General features: G+C 47.4%; 3 protein-coding genes. All 3 read left to right on the top strand.

Annotated features, from left to right (window positions below):
• A partial coding sequence (locus GTK07_RS19030; protein WP_163636625.1) for a multicopper oxidase domain-containing protein occupies positions 1–1,509 on the top strand: 1,509 nt, incomplete at its 5' end.
• Entirely contained in the window at positions 1,510–2,817 is a 1,308-nt protein-coding gene (locus tag GTK07_RS19025; protein WP_036385867.1) for an APC family permease, read from the top strand. It abuts the gene before it with no gap.
• Between the two features lie 131 nt (positions 2,818–2,948).
• Positions 2,949–3,398: DUF3347 domain-containing protein (locus tag GTK07_RS19020; protein WP_163636624.1), on the top strand; the 450-nt coding region annotated here is incomplete at its 3' end.

The raw sequence follows: 3,398 nt of genomic DNA, 5'->3' as shown, positions 1-3,398 counted from the left end.
GCCACGGCACAGGACGGCTCCGGGCATACCTCGTTGCATTTAGGGCAGGGAACGCTTTTTCCCGCAACGACCATCGATAGGCCCGACAAAGTGGCGATGATGAAACAAATGGCCCGAATGGACATGAAAATGGGGGCTCCGGCAATGGCCGGCAACAAAAAAAAGAACACACCCGAATATCTCATGCACAAGTACGGAATGCAGATGGACATGAAGGATGGCAGCATGGATATGGGTATGCACAATGGGATGTCTATGGATAAGACCAAAATGAGCGGTCAAAAGGATAAACCCATTGCGAAGATGGATGATAAAAGGCCTATGAATGCGAATGAAGATCATAGGCACATGGAGATGGATAAAAAGATGGGGGATATGGCAGGAATGGAAAAGGATTCAACGTCAATGAAATCCACCGGACATAAGGACAAGATGGAAAACCCTATGGTTCAGACTATGCCAATGATGCAGAAAGACACTTCAGCTTTTGATTACGATACCCGTAAAACGTATTTCAACTATGACTTCTTAAAAGCAAAGGAAAGTACTACCTATAATGCCGATCTGCCCGTCAATGACATTCTGTTGAACCTGACGGGAAATATGCAACGGTATATCTGGAGTATGAACGGTGTGCCACTTTCAGAAACCGATAAGATCAAGATCAAAGGTGGGGAAGTAACCCGGATCACCCTCAACAACCTGACCATGATGCACCATCCGATGCACCTCCATGGGCATTATTTCAGGGTCATCAATGAGAATGGTGAAAAGTCACCCTTGAAACATACGGTCAATGTGCCGCCCATGCAGAAAGTGGTCATCGAATTTTATAATGAAGAGTACGGGGATTGGTTTTTCCACTGTCATATCCTCTACCACATGATGGGGGGCATGGCCAGGGTTTTCAGTTATGATACCCCAAGGGATCTGAGGATGAAGGATTTTCCTGTTCAAAAGTTGGTAGATGAAACTGACCATTATTATGCTTGGGGTGCTGCCAGATTGGGTTCCAATTTTAATGAACTCTTCCTTGTTTCAAGTAATATCAGGAATGAATTTGGGGTACGGGCAGAATTTGACTACGACCAAAATGCCGAGGTGGAGGTCAATTATAACAGGTATCTCAATGACTGGGTACGGCTCTATGCCGGGGTAAACACGGAAACCTCCATCCCTGATTCCTATGACCGTTTCAATACAGTGGGACTGATAGGGGTCAAGTATTTTACCCCATACCGCTTTAATATGGATGTGAGTATGGACCACCAGCTGCGTCCAAGAATAAGGTTGGATAGGGAACTATTGCTTTTTCCCAGGATTTTCCTCGAGGGGGAATATGAATTTCGGGCCGATTTTGGATGGGTCAACGATTTGGGGAATTCATCCTATGAAAGTGAGACCCAATGGCTGGTAGGGGCCTCCTATATCCTTTCACGTAATTTTTCAATCCAGGCCAATTACAACAACCGATATGGTTGGGGCGGAGGCCTGCTAGCCCGTTTTTAAATGGCAGAATACAAAAAAAATAGCCTGAGTCTGACCAATACCATTGCTTTGGGAACCGGTGTGATGATCGGTGCGGGAATTTTTGCGCTCTTGGGTCAGGTTGCCGAACTCTCCGGCCAATGGTTTCCCTTTGCTTTTTTAATCGGGGCAGTCATCTCAGGTTTCAGTTCCTACACCTATGTCAAAATGTCCAATACCTACCCCTCTGCCGGGGGCATTGGCATGTACCTCAAAAAGGTTTACGGTAAAACGGCCTGGACCGCTACCGGTGCACTGCTGATGGCCCTTTCCATGGTCATCAATGAGAGTTTGGTGGCCCGGACGTTCGGGACCTACGTATTGGAGCTTTTTGATGTGGAGTCGAAAGGATTCTGGCCCCCGATCCTTGGGGTATTGTTGTTGATCACAGCCTTTATTGTCAATGTGATGGGAAACAAAGCTATCGGGGGATCGTCCTTGGTCATGGCCATACTAAAAATCGGCGGGATAGCGGTTTTTGCCATTGGTGGCCTTTGGGCAGCTGGATTTACCTTTGATCAGGTCGTTCCTTCCCAGTCCTTGACCGAGCATTCCCTGGTGGATTATTTGGGGGCATTGGCACTGTCGATATTGGCCTATAAGGGTTTTACCACCATTACCAATAGTGGGGATGAGATCGTCGATCCCAAACGTAACGTGGGACGGGCCATTGTCATTTCTTTGGTGATATGTACCCTGGTCTATCTCATGGTGGCATTTGCGGTCTCTTCCAATCTTTCCATCCAGGAAATCATTGCGGCCAAGGACTATTCGCTGGCCGAGGCATCCAGACCCGCTTTTGGAAAATATGGGGTCTGGTTCACCGTTGGTCTGGCGATCATATCCACCGTTTCCGGGGTCGTTGCCAGCATTTTTGCCGTTTCCCGGATGACCACCATGCTCACTGAAAAGGAATTGATACCACATCGACATTTTGGGATTCCCGGGGACATACAGAAACATATGTTGGTGTATACCGTGGTGATTGCCATAGGGCTCACCATGTTGTTCGATCTGAGCCGGATCGCTGCATTGGGGGCCATCTTTTATTTGATCATGGATATCGGGATCCATTGGGGGGTCCTAAACAATCTACGAAAGGAAATCGGTGCAAATCCCATTATCCTCATTACGGCCCTTGTGCTGGATGTACTGGTGTTGGGCGCCTTTATTTGGTCAAAGGCCGGTAGTGATCTTTTGGTGGTCATTGTTGCCCTGGTATTGATGGTGCTTATTTTTTTCGGGGAACGATTGTTTTTGGGGAAAAAGCGTACGGTCGAGGAAGAATAAGGGTAGAGTGCCTGCGTGGGAGAAATGGAAAATTAGATGAAAAAATTAAAATAGCAACAATAATGGGGGATAATACAAATATGCCGACCCTGGGCAATCAAAATGAGGAATTAATCTTAAAATCAATTATAATGAAAAGAACAACAGTTACATTAAGTACAATTGCCATTGCGCTTTTGACCGTTACCTTGATTTCCTGTAAGGACGGTAAGAAGGGAACAAATGACAAGGAAGGAGCCCATATGGAGATGGGAACGGAAGAGGGCCATCACCATGAGAGCACTGCAGGGGAAATGGACCGCGGGACCATGGACCATGATATGGGTTCGTCCGATGCACAGGGCATATCCGTGATCGACAGCTACCTCCAACTGAAGGATGCCCTGGTGGCGGACAATAAGGATGAAGCGGCCAAATCGGGCCAAGCCTTGGCCAGTGCCTTGGGCAGCTTTGATATCAGCGGATACGATGAACAGCAACAGAAGGAGCTGTCCGATATCATTGAAGTGGCCAAGGAACATGGGGAGCATATCGCCAAAAGTGATATCGGTCACCAACGGGAACACTTTGAGGGATTGGGC

This window comes from Flagellimonas sediminis (assembly GCF_010500845.1).
Taxonomy (GTDB): Bacteria; Bacteroidota; Bacteroidia; order Flavobacteriales; family Flavobacteriaceae; genus Flagellimonas; species Flagellimonas sediminis.
This window is presented reverse-complemented; position numbering and strand designations above follow the sequence as displayed.

Excerpts from the sequence above, each read along its gene's own strand:
- GTK07_RS19025 (WP_036385867.1), top strand. The coding sequence starts at position 1,510 with ATGGCAGAATACAAAAAAAATAGCCTGAGTCTGACCAATACCATTGCT.